Annotated in this window: 21 protein-coding genes, 1 tRNA gene and 1 pseudogene; 15 read left to right on the top strand and 8 right to left on the bottom strand. The window is 70.8% G+C overall.

Annotated elements, in window-relative coordinates; translation table 11 throughout:
• The 8 genes and pseudogenes from QM634_RS03855 to rdgB form a co-directional block, all read left to right on the top strand.
• The coding region (locus QM634_RS03855; protein ID WP_415041456.1) for a P1 family peptidase at positions 1–640 on the top strand (640 nt) is incomplete at its 5' end.
• A gap of 10 nt (positions 641–650) precedes the next feature.
• Positions 651–1,049, top strand: a pseudogene (locus QM634_RS03860) (Mov34/MPN/PAD-1 family protein); the annotation flags it as partial.
• An 83-nt stretch (positions 1,050–1,132) separates the two neighbouring features.
• A complete protein-coding gene (locus tag QM634_RS03865; protein ID WP_415041457.1) occupies positions 1,133–1,489 on the top strand; it encodes a MoaD/ThiS family protein in 357 nt (118 codons plus the stop codon).
• Positions 1,490–1,492: 3 nt separating this feature from the next.
• Positions 1,493–2,464, top strand: coding sequence for a PLP-dependent cysteine synthase family protein (locus tag QM634_RS03870; protein ID WP_415041458.1), 972 nt, complete (start codon positions 1,493–1,495; stop codon positions 2,462–2,464).
• An 18-nt stretch (positions 2,465–2,482) separates the two neighbouring features.
• Complete coding sequence (gene murI / locus QM634_RS03875; protein WP_415041459.1) at positions 2,483–3,304, top strand: glutamate racemase; 822 nt, start codon at positions 2,483–2,485, stop codon at positions 3,302–3,304.
• 87 nt (positions 3,305–3,391) lie between these two features.
• Entirely contained in the window at positions 3,392–4,174 is a 783-nt protein-coding gene (locus QM634_RS03880) for a cyclic nucleotide-degrading phosphodiesterase (RefSeq protein WP_415041460.1), read from the top strand.
• Positions 4,175–4,215: 41 nt separating this feature from the next.
• A complete protein-coding gene (rph, locus tag QM634_RS03885) occupies positions 4,216–4,977 on the top strand; it encodes a ribonuclease PH (RefSeq protein ID WP_415041461.1) in 762 nt (253 codons plus the stop codon).
• Positions 4,977–5,588 carry an RdgB/HAM1 family non-canonical purine NTP pyrophosphatase gene (rdgB, locus tag QM634_RS03890; protein ID WP_415041462.1) on the top strand — a complete coding sequence of 204 codons (612 nt, stop codon included), beginning with the start codon at positions 4,977–4,979 and terminating at the stop codon, positions 5,586–5,588. The genes rph and rdgB overlap by 1 nt, the downstream gene beginning before the upstream one ends.
• On the opposite strand, the gene QM634_RS03895 is transcribed toward rdgB, so the two are convergent.
• On the bottom strand, positions 5,581–5,940 hold the full coding sequence (locus QM634_RS03895; RefSeq protein WP_415041463.1) for a DUF3817 domain-containing protein: 360 nt from the start codon (positions 5,938–5,940) through the stop codon (positions 5,581–5,583). The two genes, rdgB and QM634_RS03895, sit on opposite strands and share 8 nt — an antisense overlap.
• Complete coding sequence (locus QM634_RS03900; RefSeq protein WP_415041464.1) at positions 5,937–6,353, bottom strand: transcriptional regulator; 417 nt, start codon at positions 6,351–6,353, stop codon at positions 5,937–5,939. Before QM634_RS03900 ends, QM634_RS03895 begins: the two co-directional genes overlap by 4 nt.
• A 67-nt stretch (positions 6,354–6,420) precedes the next feature.
• Between QM634_RS03900 and QM634_RS03905 the strand changes: the two genes are divergently transcribed.
• Positions 6,421–6,502, top strand: a tRNA-Leu gene (locus QM634_RS03905).
• 5 nt (positions 6,503–6,507) lie between these two features.
• On the opposite strand, the gene QM634_RS03910 is transcribed toward QM634_RS03905, so the two are convergent.
• Entirely contained in the window at positions 6,508–7,365 is an 858-nt protein-coding gene (locus tag QM634_RS03910; protein WP_415041465.1) for an AraC family transcriptional regulator, read from the bottom strand.
• Positions 7,366–7,489: 124 nt separating this feature from the next.
• On the opposite strand from QM634_RS03910, the gene QM634_RS03915 reads away from it, so the two are divergent.
• On the top strand, positions 7,490–8,026 hold the full coding sequence (locus tag QM634_RS03915) for a carboxymuconolactone decarboxylase family protein (RefSeq protein ID WP_415041466.1): 537 nt from the start codon (positions 7,490–7,492) through the stop codon (positions 8,024–8,026).
• 66 nt (positions 8,027–8,092) lie between these two features.
• On the opposite strand, the gene QM634_RS03920 is transcribed toward QM634_RS03915, so the two are convergent.
• A complete protein-coding gene (locus QM634_RS03920; protein ID WP_415041467.1) occupies positions 8,093–8,842 on the bottom strand; it encodes a trypsin-like serine protease in 750 nt (249 codons plus the stop codon).
• Between the two features lie 29 nt (positions 8,843–8,871).
• Positions 8,872–9,594 (bottom strand): trypsin-like serine protease, encoded by a 723-nt coding sequence (locus QM634_RS03925; RefSeq protein ID WP_415041468.1) that lies wholly within the window; start codon positions 9,592–9,594, stop codon positions 8,872–8,874.
• Positions 9,595–9,709: 115 nt separating this feature from the next.
• On the opposite strand from QM634_RS03925, the gene QM634_RS03930 reads away from it, so the two are divergent.
• Together QM634_RS03930 and QM634_RS03935 are read left to right on the top strand one after the other, a co-directional pair.
• Positions 9,710–10,447, top strand: a complete 738-nt coding sequence (locus QM634_RS03930) for an HNH endonuclease family protein (RefSeq protein ID WP_415041469.1) — start codon at positions 9,710–9,712, stop codon at positions 10,445–10,447.
• Positions 10,444–11,937 carry a methyltransferase gene (locus QM634_RS03935; RefSeq protein WP_415041470.1) on the top strand — a complete coding sequence of 498 codons (1,494 nt, stop codon included), beginning with the start codon at positions 10,444–10,446 and terminating at the stop codon, positions 11,935–11,937. The genes QM634_RS03930 and QM634_RS03935 overlap by 4 nt, the downstream gene beginning before the upstream one ends.
• Here the strand turns inward: QM634_RS03935 and opgC are convergent.
• Positions 11,903–13,135, bottom strand: coding sequence for an OpgC domain-containing protein (gene opgC / locus QM634_RS03940; RefSeq protein WP_415041471.1), 1,233 nt, complete (start codon positions 13,133–13,135; stop codon positions 11,903–11,905). The two genes, QM634_RS03935 and opgC, sit on opposite strands and share 35 nt — an antisense overlap.
• The gene (locus QM634_RS03945; RefSeq protein ID WP_415041472.1) at positions 13,116–14,912 is read right to left on the bottom strand and encodes an AMP-dependent synthetase/ligase; all 1,797 of its coding nucleotides are present in this window, start codon (positions 14,910–14,912) and stop codon (positions 13,116–13,118) included. Before QM634_RS03945 ends, opgC begins: the two co-directional genes overlap by 20 nt.
• A gap of 173 nt (positions 14,913–15,085) precedes the next feature.
• On the opposite strand from QM634_RS03945, the gene QM634_RS03950 reads away from it, so the two are divergent.
• Positions 15,086–16,807, top strand: a complete 1,722-nt coding sequence (locus QM634_RS03950) for a DEAD/DEAH box helicase (protein WP_415041473.1) — start codon at positions 15,086–15,088, stop codon at positions 16,805–16,807.
• Positions 16,808–16,961: 154 nt separating this feature from the next.
• Positions 16,962–17,267: a rhodanese-like domain-containing protein gene (locus QM634_RS03955; RefSeq protein WP_415041474.1), complete on the top strand. Its 306-nt coding sequence runs from the start codon at positions 16,962–16,964 to the stop codon at positions 17,265–17,267.
• Positions 17,268–17,292: 25 nt separating this feature from the next.
• Here the strand turns inward: QM634_RS03955 and QM634_RS03960 are convergent, their stop codons facing one another.
• Complete coding sequence (locus tag QM634_RS03960) at positions 17,293–17,709, bottom strand: HIT family protein (RefSeq protein ID WP_415041475.1); 417 nt, start codon at positions 17,707–17,709, stop codon at positions 17,293–17,295.
• Between the two features lie 299 nt (positions 17,710–18,008).
• Between QM634_RS03960 and QM634_RS03965 the strand changes: the two genes are divergently transcribed.
• The coding region (locus QM634_RS03965; RefSeq protein ID WP_415041476.1) for a fatty acid synthase subunit beta domain-containing protein at positions 18,009–23,308 on the top strand (5,300 nt) is incomplete at its 3' end.

Genomic DNA, 23,308 nt, shown 5'->3' on the forward strand with positions numbered 1-23,308 from the left:
CGCGACCGGCACCGTCGGTGCCGGTACCGGGGCGCGCGCGGGTGCGCTCAAGGGCGGCGTCGGGACCGCGAGTCTGAAACTCGCCGACGGTCCCGCCGCGGGCATCACGGTCGGGGCGCTGATCGTCGCCAACCCCGTCGGGGACGTGCTGGACTCGGCGACCGGCCTGCCGTGGGGCGCCGGCGCGGCCGACCTGGAGTACCACGGCCTGCGGCCGCCGTCGGCCGATGATCGTCGCGCACTGGCCGCGGCAAAGGCCAAGTCGACCCCGCTCAACACGACGATCGGTGTGGTGGCGACCGATGCCGACCTCGATCAGGCGTGTACGCGGCGCATCGCGATGGCCGCCCACGACGGCCTGGCCCGGGCGATCGTGCCCGCGCACTCGCCGCTGGACGGCGACACGATCTTCGCCGTGGCCACGCGCACCTGTCCCGGCCAGGCTCGTGACGCCCTCCGTGAATTCACGCCGATCGGAATGCACCCGGACGTCGCGATTGTTACCCAGGTGAGTGCAGCCGCCGCTACGGTGACCCAGCGGGCCATCGTGAACGCGGTGCTGGCGGCCACCGGGGTCGCCGACATCCCGTCGCTGCGCGCCCTGCTGCCGTCGGCGTTGGCCGACGGTCCCGACCGATAACGGGGGAGCGATGTTGCGGATCGATCGCCGACTGGTCGAGGCGATGGTCGCGCACGCGCGCGCCGACCACCCCGACGAGGCCTGCGGCGTCCTCCCCGGCCCCGAGGGTTCGGACGAGCCCACCCGTTTCGTCCCCATGGTCAACGCGGAGCGCTCCCCGACGTTCTACCGTTTCGATTCCGGCGAACAGCTGTCTGTGTGGCGCGAGATGGACGAGCGCGACGAGGTCCCGGTCGTCATCTACCACTCGCACACCGCGACCGGGCCGTACCCCTCGCGCACCGACTCTTCTCTGGCCGCCGAGCCCGACGCCCACTACGTGCTGATCGGCACCGCCGACCCCGAGACCGCGCTGGTGTGCAGCTACCGGATCTCGGGCGGCGAGATCAGCGCCGAACCCATCACCGTCGTCGGGGAGGGGGACACCGGTCCCGCCTTCTCCGTGCCCGACCCCGACTCCGCCGACCACCCAGCCCGCACCAAGGAGTGACCATGGCCGTATCCGTGTCCATCCCGACGATCCTGCGCCCGCACACCGGCGGCGAGAAGAAGGTGCCCGCGCAGGGCGCCACGCTCGCCGAGGTCATCGACGACCTCGAGGCCAACCACCCCGGCCTGGCCGGACGCCTGCGCGACGAGGACGGCGCGCTGCTGCGCTTTGTGAACATCTACGTCAACGACGAGGACGTGCGCTTCACCGGCGGTCCGGACACCCCGATCGCCGACGGCGACAGTGTCACCGTGCTGCCGGCCGTCGCCGGAGGCGACGATTCAGCCGCCGTCGCCGGAGGTGACGATTCAGCCGCCGTCGCCGGAGGCGACAATTCAGCCGCCGTCGCCGGCGGCTGACCGATGACCCGGTATCGGTCGCTGATCGAGTCGGTGGGGCACACCCCGCTGATCGGTCTACCGCGGTTGTCGCCGCGCTGGGACGATGCTCCCGAGCGTCCGCACGTCCGCCTGTGGCTCAAGCTGGAGGACCGCAACCCGACCGGCTCGATCAAGGATCGCGCGGCACTGGCGATGGTCGAGGCGGCCGAGCGCGACGGGACGCTGACCCCCGGTGCGACGGTGTTGGAGCCGACGAGCGGCAACACCGGCATCTCGCTGGCGATGGCGTGCAAGCTCAAGGGGTACCGGCTGGTCTGCGTCATGCCGGAGAACACCTCCGCCGAGCGACGGCAGTTGCTGCAGATGTATGGCGCGCAGATCATCTCCTCGCCGGCTGCGGGCGGATCCAACACGGCGGTGGCGATGGCCAAGCAGCTGGCCGTCGAGCACGCCGACTGGACGATGCTCTACCAGTACGGGAACGAGGCCAACGCCCGTGCGCACTATGAGACCACCGGGCCCGAGCTGTGGGCCGATCTGCCCGAGATCACCGCCTTCGTCGCCGGTCTGGGCACCACCGGCACGTTGATGGGCGTGGGGAGGTTCCTGCGCGAGCAGTGCGACGACATCGCGATCGTCGCGGCCGAGCCGCGCTACGGCGACGAGGTGTACGGGCTGCGCAACGTCGACGAGGGCTTCGTGCCCGAGCTCTACGACGAGTCGGTGCTGACCCGGCGGTTCTCGGTCACCGGCGAGGACGCCGTGGCCCGGGTGCGCGAGCTGATCGAGACCGAGGGAGTCTTCGCCGGGGTGTCGACCGGGGCGATCCTGCACGCCGCGATGCGGCTCGCGTCGTCGGCGGTCAAGGCCGGCGAGCGGGCGGACATCGCGATGGTGATGCCCGACGCCGGGTGGAAATACCTCTCCACCGGCGTCTACGGCACCGATCCGGACGCTGCCGCGGCCGCCGTCGAGGGCCAGCTGTGGGCCTGAGCGTAGAATTTTCGTCTTGTGAGTGAAGGCAGTCCGATCGGCATCGACCAGCAGGCGCCGATCGGGATCTTCGATTCCGGGGTCGGCGGGCTGACGGTCGCCCGGGCGATCATCGACCAGCTGCCCGACGAGGACGTCATCTACATCGGTGACACCGCCAACGGGCCCTACGGTCCGCTCACCATCCCGGAGATCCGCAAGCACGCCTTGGCCATCGGCGACGAGCTGGCCTCGCGCGGGGTGAAGGCGATCGTCATCGCGTGCAACACCGCCTCGGCCGCCTGCCTGCGCGACGCCCGCGAGCGGTACGCGCCGATCCCGGTCATCGAGGTCGTCCTACCGGCGGTGCGCCGGGCGGTCGCCGCGACGAAGTCCGGGCGCATCGGCGTGATCGGCACCGAGGCCACCGTCGCCTCGCGGGCTTACGAGGACGCCTTCGCCGCGGCCCGGGACGCGACCATCACCTCGGCCGCGTGCCCCAAGTTCGTCGACTTCGTCGAGCGGGGCATCACCAGCGGGCGGCAGATCCTCGGGCTCGCCCAGGGGTATCTGGAGCCGCTGCAGGAGGCCGACGTCGACACCCTGGTGCTCGGCTGCACGCACTACCCGCTGCTGTCGGGGGTCGTGCAGCTCGCGATGGGCGACAACGTGACGCTCGTGTCGAGCGCCGAGGAGACCGCCAAGGACGTGCTGCGCGTGCTCACCGAGCGTGACCTGCTGCATCCGCACTCGGACCGGGAGGCCCGCCGCGTATTCACCGCGACCGGTGATCCGGAGTCCTTCGCCAAGCTCGCCAAACGATTCCTCGGTCCGGAAGTCGGGCGCGTCGAGCACCTGTGACGGCGTCTGATCACAGATGGATTCCAACCCGCGGGAAACCGGCCGATTCGGTGCAATCGGCCGTCGGCGGCGTGGCAGAGTGGTGCCATGCATCTGACAGTCCTTGGATGCTCGGGCAGCGTCAACGGCCCCGGGGCGGCGTGTTCGGGGTACCTCGTGTCCGTGCCCGGTGAGTTGCCGGTCCTGATCGACTGCGGTCCCGGTGTCTTTGGCGAGCTGCAGGCGGTGGCCGAACCGAACGACGTCGCCGTCGTCCTGTCCCACCTGCACGCCGACCACTGCATGGACCTGCCCGCGATGCTCGTGTGGCGCCGTTGGGCGCCGGTGCCCGCGACCGGCCGCGCACCGCTGTGGGGGCCGGAGGGCACCGCCGCGCGCATCGGGGCGGGGTCCTCGGAGTTCCCCGGCGAGATCGACGACATCAGCGACACCTTCGACGTCTCCGAGTGGGTCGAGGGTCAGTCGGTGTCGCTGCGCGGGCTGACCATCGAGCCCCGCAAGATGGACCACCCGCCGGCTACCTACGGGCTGCGGGTCACCGGGCCGAACGGCGAGGTGCTGGCCTACAGCGGCGACACCGCGCCCTGTGACGACCTGGTCGAGCTGGCGCGCGGCGCCGACGTCTTCCTCTGCGAGGCGTCGTGGACCCACGACCCGGCCAACCGGCCGCCACACCTGCACATGTCCGGCGTCGAGGCGGGCGAGGCGGCGACGGCCGCCGGCGTGGGCGTCCTGGCCATCACGCACATCCCGCCGTGGACCTCGACGGCCGACATCCTCGCCGAGGCGCGCTCGGCCTTCTCCGGTCACATCGAGCTCGTCCAGCAGGGGCAGGAGCTCGACGTCTCCGCGGTGGCGACTCGCGCCTGAGCGCCGCACCGCACGCTCCCCGCTCCACTAGAGTTGTCCGCGTGACGACACGTGTAGACGGCCGCGCCGACGACGAGCTCCGGCCCATCAAGTTCACCCGAGGCTTCACCTCGCACCCGGCCGGGTCGGTCCTGGTCGAATTCGGCCAGACCAGGGTGCTGTGCACCGCGAGCGTGACCGAGGGCGTCCCCGGCTGGCGGCGCGGCTCGGGCCGCGGCTGGCTGACCGCCGAATACGCGATGCTCCCTGCGGCGACCCACGAGCGCAGCTCGCGCGAGTCGGTGAAGGGCAAGGTCGGCGGGCGTACCCACGAGATCAGCCGGCTGGTCGGGCGGTCGTTGCGCGCGTGTATCGACCTGGCCGCGATCGGCGAGAACACCATCGCCATCGACTGCGACGTCCTGCAGGCCGACGGGGGTACCCGTACCGCGGCCATCACCGGCGCCTACGTCGCGCTGGTCGACGCGGTGACCTACCTGCGCGCCGCCGAGCGCCTCGCCGACCCCCAGCCGCTGTCGTGCGCGATCGCCGCGGTCAGCGTCGGCATCGTCGACGGCCGCGTCCGGCTGGACCTCCCGTACGAGGAGGACTCGCGGGCCGAGGTCGACATGAACGTCGTCGCCACCGACGCGGGCACGCTGGTGGAGGTGCAGGGCACCGCCGAGGGGGCGACCTTCTCCCGGGGCACCCTCGACAAGCTGCTCGACCTCGCCCAGGCGGGCACCGAGCAGCTGTTCGCCGCCCAGCGCGAGGTCCTCGCCGACGACTACCCGGGCACGCTGCCCGGCGTCGCCAACTCCTGATGTCCCGGGTCCTGCTCGCCTCGCGCAACGCCAAGAAGCTCGCCGAGCTGCGACGGGTCGTCGCGTCGGCCGGGCTGACCGGCGTCGAGGTGGTCGGCCTCGACGACGTGCCGGAGTATCCCGAGGAACCCGAGACCGGCGCGACCTTCGAGGAGAACGCGCTGATCAAGGCGCGATCGGGCGCGCGAGCGACCGGGATGCCCTGCGTCGCCGACGACTCCGGACTGGCCGTCGACGCCCTGAACGGCATGCCCGGCGTGCTGTCGGCTCGATGGTCGGGCCGGCACGGCGACGACCGGGCCAACAACGACCTGCTGCTGGGTCAGCTCTCCGACGTCCCCGACGAGCGGCGCGGCGCGGCCTTCGTGTCCGCGTGCGCGCTCGTCCTGCCGTCGGGGGAGGAGACTGTCGTGCGTGGCGAGTGGCGCGGGACGATCGTCGCGCAGCCGCGCGGGGTGTCCGGTTTCGGCTACGACCCGCTGTTCGTCCCCGACGACGAGGCGGCCGGTGGCCGTACGTCGGCCGAGTTGGCACCCGCCGAGAAGGATGCGCTCAGCCACCGCGGCAAGGCGCTGGCTCAGCTGCTGCCGGCGCTGCAGCGCCTCAGCTGAGCCCGAACTGGGCCTTCACGTCCTTGGTGCGGATGTGCTCGACGTAGAAGGACAGGAACGGGATGGTGCCCGCCAGTGCCGTCGCGACGGTCTTGCCCAACGGCCACCGCGCCTTGGATGCGAGGATGAAGCAGAAGAACAGGTAGACGAAGTACACCCAGCCGTGCACGACGCCGACCCAGCCGTAGCCCTCGATGCCGAAGCCGTACTTGGCGATCATCTCGCCGACCAGGAACAGCAGCCAGACACCGGTGACCCACGCGAGGATGCGGTAGCGCAGCAGCGCGCCGGGGATGCCGGCGACGTCGGCGCCCTTCGGCGCGGTGGCGGGGGAGGTGGACTGGTCGGTCACGTCGGATTCCTATCGACTTGGTTCAACTGTTTCAGGTAGGCGTTGTAGGCGGCGAGGTCGTCGTCGGGGGTCGGGGCCACCTCGAGGTCCTCGCGCAGGGCATCGGCGCTGGGCAGCGTGGGCCGCTCGGGCAGCAGCTCGTCGGGGATCGCCGCATCCCGGTGCTGCTTGGCGATCAGCTTCTCCTGCTCCTCCGGGTCGTTCTCCAGCACCACGAACCGCCGGTAGCCGTAGATCACCGCAAAGGCGAATGCGGGCCACTGCAGCGCGTAGCCGAGGTTCTGGAACGTGCCCGACGAGGACTCGAACCGGGTCCACTGCCAGTAGGCGAGCGCCAGGCAGGTCAGGGCCGCTACCAGCGTCAACGCCACCAGTGCCGGGCGGTGGCGCCGGGGCGGACGGGACTGCGACATACCTTGACGGTACCCGGTTTAACCGATCGGCAGCGGTGCAGCCTCGGTGTAGTGTGGTCGGCGCTACGCGCGAGTGGCGGAATTGGTAGACGCGCTGGATTTAGGTTCCAGTGTCCTAGGACGTGGGGGTTCGAGTCCCCCCTTGCGCACTGTTTCATTCGACGGCGTCGGCGGCCAGCCACGCCCGCGGCGAGCGGCCGAGGCGTTGGGCGAACACCCGCGAGAAGGCGGAGGGGTTGGAATACCCGAGTTCCCCCGACGTCACCGCCACCGAGGCCCCGGCGCGCAGCCTCTCCTGCGCGACCGTCAGCCGCCAATCGGTCAGGTAGTCCGCCGGCGACTGACCGACCGTCTCCTTGAAGCGGGCGGCGAAAGCGCTGCGCGACATGTTCGCGGCCGCCGCCATGGTCGCCAGCGTCCAGTCCCCGCCGGGTGACTCGTGCACGGCGCTGAGCACGGGCGCGAGTCGGTCGTCGGACAGTCCGGTGATCAGCCCGACGTCGAGCTGAAGTCGATCGGGGTTCTCGATGATCCACCGGAACAGTTGGATCAGTGCGGCCTCGAAGAGACGGTCGACGAGGAGGCGCTGCCCGCACGCCACTCGGTCGACCTCGGCGAACAACAGGTCGAGAGTCGGTCGCATGGTTGCGACCTCCCGCAGCGGGAGGACGGTGACCGGTGGGAGTGCTCGCACCAGCGGATGCGTCGGACCGCCGTCGAAGTCCAGGGTCGCGCACGCGAAGTCGGAGTCCTCGGTGGGTGCGTTGTGGAAAGAGTGCTCGAAGGGCCGCGGGTAGAACAGCAGGCTCGGCTCGTCGACGTGGATGCGGCGCAGCCGTCGGTCGGTGCCGGGGTGGGTCACGTCCATCTCGCCCTCCCGCAGGACGTGGAGGAATCCTCGACCTGGTTCGGCGGGCAGCACGGTCACCCCGCACAACGGGCCGGTGTGAAACAGGCGAGTGCGCACCCGGAAGCGCTCCAGGAGCGGCGAGAGGCGGTCGAGTGTGGTCACATCCTCCAGAGAAGCAGACGAATAGGTAAGTATTCAAGACTTCTTGCACTAATTCGTCCCGTTCGGGCGTCGACGATGGGAACCACGGCGGGCGACGAGTCCGCCGACGACCAAGGAGGAATACATGTCCACCGTCCCCCAGATCGACCGCTCTACCGCGACCGGGTCCGTCAAGGAGAACCTCGACCAGATCAACGGCGCGTTCGGCACCGTGCCGGCGATGTTCGCGACGGTCGCCAACTCGCCCGCGGCCCTGGCCAGCATGTGGGGCTCGTTCGGTGCGTTCGGCGGCGGAGTCCTCGGGCCGGCGCTCGGCGAGCAGATCGCCGTCGCGGTCGCGAACCGCAACAAGTGCGAGTACTGCCTGGCCGCACACACGGCGCTGGGCCGCAAGGCCGGACTCACCGCTGACCAGCTCGACAGCGCCCAGGTCGGCACTTCCGACGACGAGAAGACCGCCGCGCTGCTCGCCTTCGCCCTCAAACTCGTCGACGAGCGGGGACAGGTCCCGGCGGCCGACGTCGAGGCGCTGCGACAGCTCGGCTGGTCCGACGAGGAAATCGTGGAGACGGTCGGACAGGTCGCACTGAACCTGTACACCAACTACGTCAACATCGCCCTGGGGGTACCGGTGGATTTCCCGACGGTCGCCTTCAGGTAGCCGCGCAAACGACGACGCCGGTCACGCCCCGAGGGGAGTGACCGGCGTCGCCGTAGGCGGTTGCCGCTAGCGCAGGTTGCCCGGAACCCGCGAGACCGGCGTGTAGAACGACCGGATGATCGGGTTGCCCTTGGCGTCGACCGACTGGGGGATCGACGACACGATGCCGACGATCTGGCCGCTGCCGTTGCGGACACCGGCTCCGCTGTCGCCCGGCAGGGACTTGAACGACGACTCGACCACGTAGGTGGACTGGTTGACCAGCAGCTGGGGCGGGGTGACCGCGCACAACAGCGAGGACGAACCCGGGACGAGGTTCGGGTACGGGCACTCGACGGCGGTCAGCAGCTTCTGCCGCGGATCGACGACATTGCCGCGGGTCGTGCCGGTGGTGATGCCGGTCTTGCTGACCGGCGAGCCCTTGGCCACGCGCGAGCCCCAGTCGATGGAGTCGACGCGGGTGCTCATCCCTCGGACCAGCGACACAATGCTGATGTCGGCGCGGGCGCCGATCAGGTTGGCGGTCACTGTGCCGATCTGAGCGCCCTTCTTGTCGTAGATCTTGGTGCCGCGCTTGCCGCAGTGCCCCGCGGTGAGGGCGCGCCCCGAGTTGACGACCGCGCCGAGCGTGCACTTGGCGCCGGTGGCCAGCGTCGCGACACCCAGATCGGCGATCGGCTTGTCGATTCGGATCTCCATGCCGGAGAACACCGGGGTGCCGGGGGCGGCCAGCTTGGGGGCGGCCGATGCGGGCGCGGCGGCGCCGATCGACAGGGCGACGGCGGCGACGGCCGTCAGCAGTGCGGAGGAACGCATGGTTGTCTCTACCTCTCGGTCTCGGCGACTCAGCGCAGGTTGCCCGGCACGCGCGACAGCGGCGTGTAGTACGAGCGCTGCAGCGGACGGTCTTTGGAGTCGGTCGCACCGATTGCCTTCGACGACACGATGCCGATGATCGGTCCGCCGGCACGGCGGACACCGGCACCGCTGTCGCCGGACTCCGAGCGGAAGGTCGACTCGACCACGTAGGTGGACTGGTTGACCAGCAGGCTCGGCGGTGCGACGGCGCAGGCCAGGGCGGCCGGGCCCGGCAGCGGGCACTCGACGGCCTGGATCAGCTTCGGCTGGGCCTGGACGACGGTGCCGCGAGTCGTGCCGGTGGTGGCACCGGACTTGCTGACCGCGGTGCCGTTGCTGACACTCGAGCTCCAGTCGATGTTGTCGACCTTCACGCGCAGACCCGGCTTCAGGGTGATGACCGCGATGTCGGCGTTGCGGCCGATCAGGTTCGAGGTGATGGTGCCGATCTCGTCGCCCTTGACGGTGTAGATCTTCTCGCCCCGCTTGCCGCAGTGGCCGGCGGTGTAGGCGCGGCTGGCCGACCCCACGGCACCCAGGGTGCACTTCGCCTCGGTGATGATCGACGTCGGACGGCGGATCTCCATCCCCGAGGAGATCGTGGTGTCACCGGCGGCGGGCGCCGCCAGCGCGGGTGCGGCCACGCCGAACGACAGGGCGACGGCGGCTGCGGGCGCCAGGGCGGCGGTCAGCATTGCGGTGGAGCGCATAGGGGTGGTACCTCGATCTTTCAGAAGCTGATGAACGCCCTCGAACGTAGAGGATCCGACGCGGCCGAGGCAATCGCTAGACCGAGTTGACACCTAGTTGACGCATAATTTGGATGTGATTCACAGGTTTCGGTTTCTGGTCCTGGCGCTCGCCGGATTGCTCGTCGGCACGTTGTCCGGATGCGGGGTGAAGGATTTCCTCACCGAGCAGCTGCAGTCGGTCGCGCAATCGGGCGTGCCGTCGACGGTCAGCATCGGCCAGGGCGGCATCTACGTCGACACCGCCGGACTGGCCAAGGTCGCGCGACTGCCGGTCAAGTACCGCTCGTCGATCCAGGGCTACACCCGCGACGCCTATGGCCCGCAGTGGGATGACAACGTCGACGTCCCCCTCGGTCACAACGGCTGCAACACCCGCGACGACATCCTGCACCGCGACATGACGAACGTCGAGATGCGCTGGGGCGGCTGTTTCGTCTCGACCGGCACGCTCTACGACCAGTACACCGGGCAGACGATCCACTTCGTGCGCGGGCCGGACACCTCCGGCACCGTCGAGATCGACCACGTCGTGTCGCTGGCCAACGCGTGGACCACCGGCGCCAAGTACTGGGACTATCCGAAGCGGCACAACTTCGCGAACGACCCGATGAACCTGCAGGCCGTCGGCCACGACATCAACCAGGTCAAGGGCCCCTACGACGCCCAGGGCTTCCTGCCCCCCAACCGCGCCTACCGCTGTACCTACGTGAACCGCCAGCTGGACGTGAAGATCGCCTACGGCCTGTGGATCACCAAGCAGGAGGCCGACGCGATGCGCTCGGTGTTGATGGCCTGTGTGAAGCCGGCATGACCGGACTGCCGTGCCGCGACCTCGCCGTCGTCGACCGGCTCGCCGCGGGGCTGCGGGCCGTGGGCTTCACCACCGACGGCATCGAGGCCCACCTGGGCGCCGAGGTCTCGGCGGCGTTGACCGGCGGCGTCCGCTGGCCGGCGCTGGCCAGCGTCGAGGACGACCGGCCGTTGTCGACGCTGATCGCCGTCTTCCTCCTCGGCGAACCGCGTCCGGCCGCGGACCTGGCCACCGCGCTGCCCGGCGTCGACCCGCGCGACCTGGCTGCGCAGGGCATCGTGGCACTGACCCCCGGCGGCGAGGTGAGCCCGATCCTGGACGTGCGGCCCTACGCCGACGACGCGGGCGAGTACCTGGTGTTCGCCGATCAGGACGCGGGACGACGGGCCGGCGCACTCGCCGGCGACCACGTGCTCGGGATCGGCGGTGCCTCGGTCTCCTTGGCGCGCGCCGTGATCCGACGACCGGTGCAGCGGGCGCTGGACCTGGGAACCGGGTGCGGCGTGCAAGCGCTGCACCTGGGGGCGCACAGCGCGCAGATCGTCGCGACCGACACCAACGAGCGGGCCCTGGCGCTGGCCGCCGCGACCGCACGGGCCAGTGGGCAGAGCTGGGACCTGCGGCGCGGCAGTCTGTTCGAGCCGGTCGCCGACGAGACCTTCGACCTGATCGTCTCCAACCCGCCGTTCGTCATCGGCAGCGGCGACCAGGATTACATCTACCGGGACTCGGGGGTCCCCGCCGACGGTCTGTGCGCGCAGCTCATCGCCGGCCTGCCCGACCGCCTCAATCCCGGCGGCGTCGCCACGGTGCTGGCCAACTGGGTGGTGACCGACGTCGAGGACTGGGCCGCCCGGCCGCGCCAGTGGCTGGCCGGGACCGGTCTGGACGCCTGGGTCGTCCAGCGCGAGTTGGCCGATCCGGTCAGCTACGTCTCCCTCTGGCTCGCCGACGCCGGGGAGTCGCCCGAACGGGCGGCCCGGCGCGGTCGCGATTGGTTGGCCTACTTCGACGAGGCGGGCATCGTGGCCATCGGCATGGGGGTGCTGACCTTGCGCCGGCCGGTCGACGGTCGGGTCCGCTTCCAGGTCGTCGAGGAGATCACCGGGGCGGGTGAAGAGGTGACCGGCGACGAGGCGCAGGCCTTCCTCGATCGGCAGGACTTCCTGGCCGAGCACTCCGACGCCGAGCTGCTGGGCATGCGGCTGGCGGCCATGCCGGTGATGCTCGAGGAGCAGTCGCTGCTCGGCGAGGACGGTTGGCAGACGGTTGGTTCGGCGGTGCGCCGGCCCGGCGGTCCGGGCGCGACGATCGCGCTCGACGAGGTCTCCCGGGCGCTGCTCGTCGGCTGTCGCGGCCAGGTCGAATTGGCCGACCTCATCGCCTTGCTCGCCGCCCACCACGGCGTCGACGCCGACGCCCTGGCGTCCGCCGCGATGCCGGTGGTCCGGGACGCTATCGCGCGGGGGATCCTGTACCGGGCCGTCTGACCCGTCGTGCGATGACCACGGGCGCGCGGTGCAGTTTGTCGATCAGCAGGGCGCGGCGCAGCTCCGCCCATGCCCAGCAGAGCCCGAACACCCCGACGGTGATGACCGCCGTGACCGCCGTCGACCACGGCCGGGCGATCAGGAAGATCGGGATCGCGACGAGCAGGAGCGCCTGCAGCACGTAGGAGTCGAGGCTGCGCGCGCCGGTCATGATCAGCGGCCGCAGCCAGTTGCGCCGCCGCATCCGCGGCACCAACCAGGCGAACACGGCGTAGACCGTCAGGACGACGACCCACGACGCGAAGACCCGTGCGACGCGGAAGTCGACCTTGTCGGCGACGTCGGGCTGGATGTGGTGCCACGGGCCGGACTTGGCCTTGAAGCCGAAGTAGAGCAGCAGCCACAGCGCCGTCGCGGCGGCCAACAGCCACGGCAGCTGCTTCACCAGCCAGCGGTCCACCCGCCAGCGGCGCCAGTACCACCCCAGCACCAGGGCAGGGAAGAACATGATCTGCCAGGCCGCCCAGTTCTGGATGGGCAGGCCGCCGAAGGCGATCGTCCACCAGTCCGACCAGTCCGGCGCGCCGATCCACGCCTTGCCCGGTGAGCTGGTGATGTTGAACCACACGGGGCTGTCGACCTGGGAGTAGGCGTACAGCCCGATCGAGCCCGCCAGCACCAACCAGCCCAGCCCGCGCGCGAGCAGCGGCAGCAGGAGTCCGGCGACGCCGAGGAACACCAGGTACATCAGCAGGATGTCGCCGCCGGACGGCAGATAGCGCAGCAGCAACGACAATCCGACGCCCGTCCCGGCGTCGTTGACCGGGCGCAGCCGGACCAGGTCGTAGTGGCCGGCGAGGCCGGCCGCGACCGCCACCAGGCAGATCAGGGCCTGACAGAGGTAGAGCACGACAAGGCGCTTGCCCAGGCGCCGACCGGTGAACGCCCACCCGCGACGGGTGATCCAGCCGCCGTAGACCAGGCCGAGGACCAGTCCGGAGAGCAGGACGAATGCGGCCATCCCGTCGACGTAGGGATAGGAGTGCGTCGGGCGGCCGAGCCACGACTTCGGTCCGGCGAAGTGCGCCGCGACCATGCTCCAGATCGCCAGGCCGCGGGTCGCGTCGATCGCCCAGTCGCGCCCGGCGACGGGCGTCGAGGCGCCGGACCCGGTCCGCTCAGGTGTAGAGGTCGGCAATTGCCTGCTTGTGCGCCTCGGTGATGACGTTGCGCTTGAGCTTGAGCGTCGGGGTCAGCCCGCCGTTCTCCACGGTGAAATCACTGTCGAGGATGGTGAACTTCTTGATCGCCTCGGCCTTGGACACCGACGCGTTCGCCGAGTCGACGGCCGCCTGGATCTCCTTGCGGATCTCCGGGTTCTTGGCGACCTCGGACATCGGGGTGTCGGTGGGCAGGCCGTTGCGCTCGAGCCAGCCGGGCACCGCCTCGGGGTCGAGGGTGATCAGCGCGCCGATGAACGGCTGGCCGTCGCCGACGACGAGGCACTGGCTGACCAGCGCGTTGGCGCGGATCTTGTCCTCGAGCTGGGCCGGGGAGACGTTCTTGCCGCCCGCGGTCACCAGGATCTCCTTCTTGCGGCCGGTGATCGAGAGGAAGCCGTCCTTCAGCGCGCCGAGGTCACCGGTGTGGAACCAGCCGTCGACGATCGCGTCCTTGGTGGCCTGATCGTTCTTCCAGTAGCCGTTGAACACGACCGGACCCTTGAGCAGGACCTCGCCGTCCTCGGCGATGGCTACGCTGACGCCCTCGATCGGGCGGCCGACGCTGCCGACCTGCTGGGCACCGGGCTTGTTGACGGTCACCGCGGCGGTCGTCTCGGTCAGGCCGTAGCCCTCGAAGATCGGGACGCCGGCGCCGCGGAAGAAGTGGCCCAGGCGTGCACCGAGCGGGCCGCCGCCGGACACCGCCGCCTCGCAGCGGCCGCCGAGGGCGGCGCGCAGCTTGCCGTAGACGAGCTTGTCGAAGACGCCGTGCTTGAGCCGCAGGCCCAGCCCGGCGCCGCCGTTGTCCTGCGCCTCGCTCCACTCGATGGCGGTGGCGGCGGCCTTGGCGAAGATCTTGCCCTTGCCGCCGTCGATGGCCTTCTGCTCGGCCGAGTTGTAGACCTTCTCGAACACGCGCGGCACCGAGAGCACGAAATCGGGGGAGAAGGCGCCCAGCAGCTCGACCAGGTTGGGGATGTCGCTGGTGTGTCCGACGACCACCCGGTTCTCCAGCGAGGTGACCGCGATGACGCGGGCGAAGACGTGCGCCAGCGGCAGGAACAGCAGCGTCGACTTGCCCTCGGTCATCATCGAGCCGAGGGAGGCGGTGACGCCCGCGGCCTCGGACATGAAGTTGGCGTGGGTGAGGACGACGCCCTTGGGGCGGCCGGTCGTCCCGGAGGTGTAGATCAGGGTGGCGGCGTCGGCGGCCGAGGAGGCCTTGTGCCGCGCGTCGAGCTCGGCGTCCTTCACGTCCTTGCCGCGCTTGGTGAGTTCGGCGACGGCGCCGTCGTCGATGACGAGCGTCTCCCGCACGTCCTTGCAGCCCTTGATGACGTCGGCGTGGGCCGCCCGGTTCGCCTCCGACTCGAGGATGACCAGCGAGGTGCCCGAGTCCGACAGGATCCAGTCGACCTGGTCGGGGGAGGAGGTGTCGAAGATGGCGACGGTGGTGGCTCCGGCGCGCCAGATGGCGTAGTCGATGACGGTCCACTCGTACCGCGTCGAGGAGAGCAGGGCGACCCGGTCGCCGGCCTTGACGCCGGACGCGACGAGCCCCTTGGCCACCGCATCGACCTCGTCGGCGAACTGCGCGGCGGTCACGTTCACCCAGGCGCCGTTGGCGTAGCGGCGGAAGACCGGCAGCGTGGGCCGCTGTGCCCGGTAGTCGAGCACGGTGTCGACGCAGGTCCTCGACTCGTCGATGGTGAAGGTCGCGGAGGTGGAGGATTCCTTGAGGCTTGCGCTCATGCCGTTGCTCCCAGGCGGTGTCGAAGGCGGAATGTCGGAATTCGGTCGTGTGCCACGGTAGCAAGTCCGTGTCGTCGGTCACAGGGCGGTCGGCACGCAGTGCCGCCACCGATGGACTCCCGATCGGCGGATGCGGGAATCGGCGCCCATCGGCGATAGAGTTGGCAACCATAATGACCGACACAGCCCCCGAGTCCTTCGACGACCTGGGCCTGGACGACCGTGTTCGCCGGGCCTTCGACGACGTGGGCTACGAATCCCCGTCGCCGATCCAGGCCGCGACCATCCCGCCGTTGATGTCCGGCCGCGACGTCGTCGGCCTCGCACAAACCGGTACCGGCAAGACCGCCGCCTTCGCCGCGCCGATCCTCTCGCGCATCGACACCGCGGCCCGCAAGCCGCAGGCGCTGGTGCTGGCGCCGACGCGCGAGCTGGCGCTGCAGGTCGCCGAGGCCTTCGGGCGGTACTCGACGCACATCCCCGAGCTGAAGGTCCTGCCCATTTACGGCGGACAGAGCTATGGCATCCAGCTGTCCGGGCTGCGCCGCGGCGCGCAGGTCATCGTGGGCACCCCCGGACGCGTGATCGACCACCTCGACAAGGGCACCCTCGACATCTCCGAGCTGGAGTTCCTGGTGCTCGACGAGGCCGACGAGATGCTGACGATGGGCTTTGCCGAGGACGTCGAGCGGATCCTCGCCGACACCCCGGACTCCAAGCAGGTGGCGCTCTTCTCCGCGACGATGCCCAAGGCGATCGGACGGCTCGCGCAGAAGTACCTGCACGACCCCGTCGAGATCACCGTCAAGGCGAAGACCTCGACCGCCCAGAACATCACCCAGAAGTTCCTCCAGGTCTCCCATCAGCGCAAACTCGACGCACTGACGCGCGTGCTGGAGGTTGAGACCTTCGACGGGATGATCGTGTTCGTCCGCACCAAGCAGGCGACCGAGGAGCTCGCCGAGAAGCTGCGCGCCCGCGGCCTGTCGGCGATGGCGATCAACGGCGACATGGTGCAGGCCCAGCGCGAGCGCACGATCAACCAGCTCAAGGACGGGTCGCTGGACATCCTCGTCGCGACCGACGTGGCCGCGCGCGGCCTCGACGTCGACCGCATCTCGCACGTCGTCAACTACGACATCCCGCACGACACCGAGTCCTACGTGCACCGCATCGGCCGCACCGGTCGTGCCGGACGGTCGGGCACGGCGTTGCTGTTCGTCTCGCCGCGCGAGCGCCACCTGCTGCGGGCCATCGAGAAGGCCACCCGGCAGCCGTTGACCGAGATCGACCTGCCGTCGGCCGACGACGTCAACGCCCAGCGCGTGGCGCGCTTCGCCGACTCGATCACCGAGAACCTCACGTCGAACAATCTGGACCTGTTCCGCGGGTTGGTCGAGAACTACGCCCGCGAGCACGACGTCGCCATGGCCGACATCGCCGCGGCCCTGGCGCTCGAGACCCGCGACGGCGGCTTCCTGATGGCACCCGACCCGCCGCCGGGGGAGCGGCGCGAGCGCGAGCAGCGCGAGCGCGGTCCGAAGCGCGGTGGCGGTTCCTTCGCGACGTATCGGATCGCCGTGGGCCGCAAGCACAAGGTGACGCCGGGCGCGATCGTCGGCGCGATCGCCAATGAGGGCGGACTCACCCGCGGTGACTTCGGCAACATCAGCATCCGGGACGACTTCACGCTGGTCGAGCTGCCGGCCGATCTGGACCGGGAGACCCTGGCGTCGCTCAAGCACACGAGGATCGGCCGCAACGCGATCGACCTGCGCCCGGACATGGGTCCGCCGCGCTCGCGCGGGGGCCGCAAGGGCGGACCGCAGGGCGGCTACCGCAAGGGTGGGCCGCGGGCCAATCCGAAGGTCGCCGGCCGCCGCAACCGCAAGTGATCTGACACGAAACGCGACTTTCCGACATCAAATCTTTGCCCGAGCGGCTGCCCTTCCGAGATGTGGCGTTGACAACATTGGGGAACCCGCGGGCCGGTGGCCCCGTTGGGTTGGCGAATGAGTTCGAGACCGGACCTTGGCGGGAGGGGAACCAATGACGATGCGAGAGATCTCTGCGGCGCAGGCGGTGGAGCAGGCCCAGCGCGGCGACACGGTGATTCTGGACGTGCGTCCGCAGGTGGTCCGCCACCAGGGGAGCGTGCCCGGCGCCGTCGTCGTCGAACCCGGCGAGCTGACCGGTCAGCTGCGCGCCAACCCCCGGCTTCGGCGTGACGCCGAGGTCGCCGTCGTCGCCCTCAACGCGCAGACCGAGGAGATCGAGTCCCGGCTGTCGCGCCTGGGCTTCACCAAGCTGGCCCGGGTGGCGGGCGGGTTCAAGGCCCTGCGCGAGCGCAGCTGATCCCTGCCGCGCGAGCGCGGCTGAGCTAGCCCTTGAGCGCTCGACGGAGCCGCTCGGCGGTCTCATCCGGATTCGGGTCCCGTCGGACCACCAGGCTCTTGGCGAAGGAGAGCTTGTCCCCGCGATGGCGCGGGATCACGTGCAAGTGGGTGTGGAACACCGTCTGCATGGCGGCGCGGCCGTCGTTCACCACCAGGTTCACCCCATCGGCGTCGAGCGCGTCGCGCATCGCCACGCCGACGCGTTGCCCGGCGGCGAAGACCTTCTCCCCGTCGCCGGGTGCCAGGTCGGTCAGGCCGCGTGAATGGTTCCGCGGCACGACCAGGGTGTGACCGCGCTTGACCGGTCGGATGTCGAGGAAGGCGATGACGTCGTCGTCGGCGTAGACCTGTCGGGACGGTGCGGTGCCGGCGATGATGTCGCAGAAGATGCAGTCGGGCATGGGCGGACCATACCGGACACTCCACACCCGACGAAGATAACGATTCGATAACGAACCGAGATCGTTGCAGGTAGGGGCACTGCGCGACGGACGCGATGGCGTGAGCAGCGGGTTTCCCAAGGGGTTGTGAAGCAGGTCACGCGGCCGAAAATGTTACCGGTGGGGCTACTGGCGGGTATACCGACCGGTCACCCAAAAACATGAGGTGCCCCTCATTTTCCCGTGTCAGGATGTTTCTCGAATCCACTGCGCGCACATGCGCCGCGGAACATCCACCACAGTCTTCAAGGAGCCCGCCTGTGAGCATCGACCAGGACCGCATCTCGACCGGACGCGTCGGCGCACACCACGCCAGCGACTCGCTCATCGACCGCATCGCCGACGGCGAGGCCTACGCCGTCGCCTTCGGCGGACAGGGCGCCCCGTGGCTGCCGACGCTGGCCGAGCTCGTGGTCGACGCGGAACTCGGTCGCCACCTGGAGCAGACGGTCGGGGCCGCCGCGCGCCTCACCGAGCCGGTCGCCGCGGAACTGGCGATCGCCGCACCGGACGGGTTCGACCCGCTGCGCTGGGTCGAGTTGTTCGACTCCGCCGATGCGCTCGGCGACGGGACGGGCTTCCTGCCCGACGACGGGGCGCTGATGGCGGCGGCGACGTCGATCCCCGGCATCCTGCTGGCCCAACTGGCGGCGCTCGCGTCGCTGCGCAAGCAGGGGCTGGACACCGACCTCTACCCGCCGACCAGTGCCGTCGGACACTCGCAGGGCTGCCTGGCCGTGGACGCCGTCCGGATCGGCGAGAACGTCGCCGACCTCCCCGGCGAGGGCGCGATGCTGGCGCTGGCCCGGTTGATCGGGGCGGCCGCGTCCATCACCGCGGCCCGACGCGGGCTGAATGCCGCGGCCGACGGGTCGCCGATGCTCTCGATCACCAACGTCCAGCCCGCCCGGATCGAGGAGATCCTGGCGCAGTACCGCGCCGAGTGCACGACCGGCGAGCAGGGGCTGCCGGTGATCGCCCTGCGCAACGGTCGCCGCGGCGTCGTCATCGCCGGTGCACCCGCGCATCTGGCCGCGATCACCGCCCGATGCGAGCAGATCGCCGAGGCCGAGGCCGCCGACCGCAAGCGAAAGCTCACCGGCGGCAGCCCCTTCGCGCCGACCTTCGACGCCCTCGCGGTGTCCGTCGCCTTCCACCACCCGGAGATGGCCGACGCCGTCGACCTGGTCGAGGACTGGGCGCAGCGCTGCGGTCTGGACCCGGCGTGGGCTCGTCGACAGGCGCAGGCCCTGCTGGTCGACCCGGTCGACTGGACCTCGATCATCGCCGAGGTGCACGCCGACGGGGCCAAGTGGATCCTCGACCTCGGCCCGTCCGACGCGGTCACCCGGCTGACCTCTTCACTCATCCGCGGGACCGGAATCGGGCTCATCCCGGCGGCCCTGCGCGGCGGACAGCGCAACCTGTTCGCGCCCGGCGGCATCCCCGAGGTCGCGCACCCGTGGAACCGCTACGCGCCCCGCCTGGCGGTGCTGCCCGACGGCCGCGCGGTGATCGACACCGCCTTCACGCGGTTGACCGGACGGTCGCCGATGCTGCTCGCGGGCATGACGCCCACCACCGTCGACCCGGCGATCGTCGCCGCCGCGGCCAATGCCGGCCACTGGGCCGAGCTGGCCGGCGGCGGCCAGGTCACCGAGGAGATCTTCGCCGACAACGTCGAGCGGCTCACCGAGCTGCTCGAGCCCGGTCGCCAGGCGCAGTTCAACGCGCTCTACCTCGACCCCTACCTGTGGAAGCTCCAGCTGGGCGGTAAGCGAATCGTCCAGAAGGCCCGCGCCCAGGGCGCGCCGATCGACGGTGTGATCGTCTCGGCCGGCATCCCCGAGCTCGATGACGCGGTCGCCCTCGTCGACGAACTGGTGGAGGCGGGCCTGCACTACGTGGCCTTTAAGCCGGGCACCGTCGCCCAGATCCGCGACGTGGTGCGGATCGCCGCCGAGGTGCCCCACCACCCGGTGATCGTGCAGATCGAGGGCGGTCGCGCCGGTGGCCACCACTCCTGGGAGGACCTTGACGACCTGCTGCTGGCCACCTACGCCGAGCTGCGCGACCGGGCGAACGTGGTGATCTGCGTCGGCGGCGGCATCGGCACCCCCGAGCGCGCCGCGGACTACCTGTCCGGTCGGTGGGCGCTGGCCCACGACCACCCGCTGATGCCGCTCGACGGCATCCTCGTCGGCACCGCCGCGATGGCGACGGCAGAGGCCACCACCAGCCCCGAGGTCAAGCAGCTGCTCGTGGCGACCGCCGGTTGCGACGAGTGGATCGGCGCGGGCCACTCCGACGCCGGCATGGCCTCCGGGCGCAGCCAGCTGGGCGCCGACATCCACGAGGTCGACAACAGCGCCTCGCGCTGCGGCCGCCTCCTCGACGAGGTAGCCGGCGACGGCGATGCCGTGGCCGCGCGCCGCGACGAGATCATCGAGGCCCTCGCGGCCACCGCCAAGCCGTACTTCGGCGACGTCGCGTCGATGACCTACGAGCAGTGGCTGCGCCGCTATGCGACCCTCGCCGTCGGCGAGCCCGGCGCCGAACTCGAGTGGGCCGACATCACCTGGCGCCGGCGTTTCGTCGACCTGCTCCAGCGGGCTGAGGCGCGGCTGCACGCCGTCGACCGCGGCACCATCGAGACCCTGTTCGCCGACGTCGACGACGCCGGCGCGCACGCAAGTGTCGACCGTCTCGTCGCCGCGTACCCGGCGGCGACGGTGGACGTGCTCCACCCGGCCGATGTCGCGTTCTTCCTGGACCTGTGCAAGTCGCCGGGCAAGCCGGTCAACTTCGTGCCCGTCGTCGACGCCGACGTGCGGCGCTGGTGGCGCAGTGATTCGCTGTGGCAGGCCCACGACCCGCGCTACGGCGCCGACGAGGTCTGCGTGATCCCCGGTCCGGTCGCGGTCGGCGGTATCACCGAGGTCGACGAGCCCGTCGGCGCTCTGCTCGACCGCTTCGAGGCCGCCCTCGTGGCGGAGCTGTCCGCGGCCGGCGAGCCCGCCGTCGAGGTCGACGCGCGTCGTCGCACGCTCGCCGGTGCCGCCGGCCCGATCGCCGCCGTCCTGTCCGCCGCCGACGCCCGCTGGGCCGACCGAATCGTGCCCAACCCGGTGGCGCGCCTGGGTCACCCGGAGCGCTGGGACATCGTCACCGCCGATCTCGCCGAGCACGAGCCGTCGGGTGCGTCGCTGCGCCGCCGGTCCGGTGCCGACGGCTTCGACCTCGTCGTGCCGATCGGCTCGTCGACCACCACGATCCCGCTCACCGTGGCGCCCTCGATCGTCGACGGCGGCGCGCCGCTGGTCGGCATCGACGACGCCGGTGCCGCGATGACGCAGATCGTCGAGGTCGCCGCCGGCGGATCGCTCGCCGAAACCACCCGGTCGCGCAGCGGTGACCTGACCGCGCGCGCCGACATCGAGTGGAATCCCGACCTCGCCGCCGACCACCGCGGCGTCACCAGCGCCTCGCTGCCGTCGACGCTGGCCCCCGAGCCCGGACTCACCGTGCCCGATGCGCTCGTCGGCCTGACCTGGCCGTCGGTGTTCGCGCTGATCGGCGCGGCCCGCACCGCCGACGGCACCCCCGTCGTGGAGGGCCTGCTCGACCTGGTCCACCTGGACCACGCCATCGCCGCGGCGGCGCCCCTGCCGACCGAGCGCGCGCAGCTGACCGCGACGGCCGTGCTGACCGGCGTCACCGACACCGCCGTGGGTCGCGTGCTCGCCGTCGACGTCGAGATCGCCGCGGATGACCGCATCCTCGCCCGACTGACCGAGCGGTTCGCGATCCGCGGCCGACTGGGTGCCGCCGAGCTCGACGACCCGGTGCGCGCCGGCGGTCTGGCCGACGACGAGCGCGACGCGAACCGCAAGTTCGTCCGCGCCGCGACGATCACCGCGCCGCGGGACATGAACGGCTTCGCCCTGGTCTCCGGCGACCACAACCCGATCCACACCGACGCCAACGCCGCGGCCCTCGCCGGACTGGGGGAGCCCATCGTGCACGGCATGTGGCTCTCGGCGGCGGCGCAACAGGTCCTCACCGCCCGCGACACCCGACGCGGTGAGGCCCCGCGCGCCATCGAGGGGTGGACCGTCCGCTTCCTGGGCATGGTCCGGCTGGGTGATGCGGTCGACATCCGCGTCGACCGCGTCGGACTCGACCGGGGGCGCGAGGTCGTCGAGGTGACGATGAAGGTCGACGGCGAACTGGTCGCCGCGGCCACCGCGCGGCTGGCCGCACCGCTCACCGTCTACGCCTTCCCGGGACAGGGCATCCAGAGCAAGGGGATGGGCCTGGACGCCCGCGCCCGCTCGGCCGCCGCCCGCGAGATCTGGGACCGCGCCGATGCGCACACCCGCGAGGCCCTCGGGTTCTCGATCCTGGCCGTGGTCCGCGACAACCCGACGACCCTCGTCGCGAACGGCACCACCTACCACCACCCCGACGGCGTGCTGTTCCTGACGCAGTTCACCCAGGTCGCGATGGCGACGCTGGGTGTCGCCCAGGTCGCCGAGCTGCGCGAGGCGGGCGGCTTCGTCGAGAACGCCATCACCGCCGGTCACTCCGTCGGCGAGTACAACGCGCTCGCCGCCTGCGCGGGCGTGCTTCCCCTGGAGGCGGTGCTGGAGGTCGTGTTCCAGCGCGGCGAGGCCATGCACCACCTGGTCCCGCGCGACGCCAAGGGCAACAGCGACTACCGCATGGCCGCGATCCGGCCCTCGCAGTTCGACCTGGCCGACGACGACGTCGACGCCTTCGTCGCCGGGGTCGGCGAGGAGTGCGGCGAGTTCCTGGAGGTCGTAAACCTGAACCTGCGCGGGTCGCAGTACGCGATCGCCGGCACCGTCGCCGGCCTCAAGGCGCTGGAGTCCGAGATCGAGCGACGGGTTGCCGCGGTCGGCGGCAAGCGGGCCTTCATCCTGGTCCCGGGCATCGACGTGCCCTTCCACTCGACCGTGCTGCGCGAGGGCGTGCCCGCCTTCCGTGAGCGACTGGACGACCTGCTGCCCGAGCACGTGGACCCGGAGATCCTGGTCGGCCGCTACATCCCGAACCTGGTCCCGCGGCTGTTCAACCTGCGCCGCGAGTTCATCGCCGAGATCGCCGAACTCGTCCCGTCGGAGCCGCTGGAGGAGGTCCTCGCCGACTTCGACTCGTGGGCCGCGCGCCCGGCCGCCCTCGCCCGCGTCGTGCTGATCGAGTTGCTGGCCTGGCAGTTCGCCAGCCCGGTGCGCTGGATCGAGACCCAGGACCTGCTGTTCGGACCGACCGGTCAGGGCGGTCTCAACGTCGGTCGCTTCGTGGAGATCGGCGTGAAGTCGGCGCCCACCCTGTCCGGCATCGCCGCCAACACGCTCAAGCTCGACCGCTTCGCCGCGGCCGACGCCGAGGTGCTCAACGTCGAGCGCGACACCGCCGTCCTGCTGGCGCAGGACGAGGGCGCCGAACCCGAGCCCGAGGTCGACGAGGCGCCGGCCGACTCCGGCGCGACACCGGCGCCGCAGGCCGAGCCCGCGGCGCAGGCTCCGGCGCCCGC

Origin of the sequence: Gordonia sp. (in: high G+C Gram-positive bacteria) (genome assembly GCF_047606305.1) — a bacterium.
GTDB lineage: Bacteria > Actinomycetota > Actinomycetes > Mycobacteriales > Mycobacteriaceae > Gordonia.